The organism is Pseudomonas paralactis, from assembly GCF_001439735.1.
Lineage (GTDB): Bacteria > Pseudomonadota > Gammaproteobacteria > Pseudomonadales > Pseudomonadaceae > Aquipseudomonas > Aquipseudomonas paralactis.
This window is the reverse complement of the sequence record NZ_JYLN01000035.1, coordinates 1-582: the sequence shown is the minus strand read 5'-3', so window position 1 is coordinate 582 and position 582 is coordinate 1. Positions and strand designations below refer to the sequence as shown.

Here is a 582-nt window from a genome sequence, read left to right as displayed (position 1 = left end):
AATCACACTTGCCGCCCGTGGTCTCGGTGATCTGGACCGTCTGCGAGCTCTTGTCGATGAACACGTCATCGGTAGGCGCAGGCACGGTCACAGTGCCGACAGTGTCGCCCGCTTTGATCGTGATCGACGAGCCGTTATCCAGCTTCAAGGTGACGTCGGTGCCCGCTTTGTTGGAGAGCGTGGCGGTGTACGTAATTTGATCACCTTCATTCGCTTCAGACGGAGCCGTTAGCGTGACGGTCGTGGTGTTGTCAGTACCGGGGGTATCGGTGACGGTGGTGTTCACCGCTGTAGTGCCTGGTACCAGGTTCTCGAAATGTTCGCCGCCAGTCACGCCTTTGATGGCGGTAGTGACGGTCTGATCGCCTTTGTACACATCATCCGGTGCCAAGACCGAAACAGTGCCGCTGGACTGATTCACACCAATGGTGATGGTTTGGCCGTTGTCCAGGGTGACGGTGAGCGGGTTGGTGATGTTAGTCACCGGCGCGCCGTTTTTATCCACAAGGCTGGCGGTGTAGACGATGTTGCCGCCTTCGCCGACGGTAGTCGTGGCGGACAGGACTACATCAACTTTGTCGA

1 protein-coding gene is annotated in these 582 nt (G+C 57.7%); it reads right to left on the bottom strand.

Annotation, left to right across the window (positions count from 1 at the left end; genetic code table 11):
- The coding region (locus tag TX23_RS26625; protein WP_209445934.1) for an immunoglobulin-like domain-containing protein at positions 1-582 on the bottom strand (582 nt) is incomplete at both ends.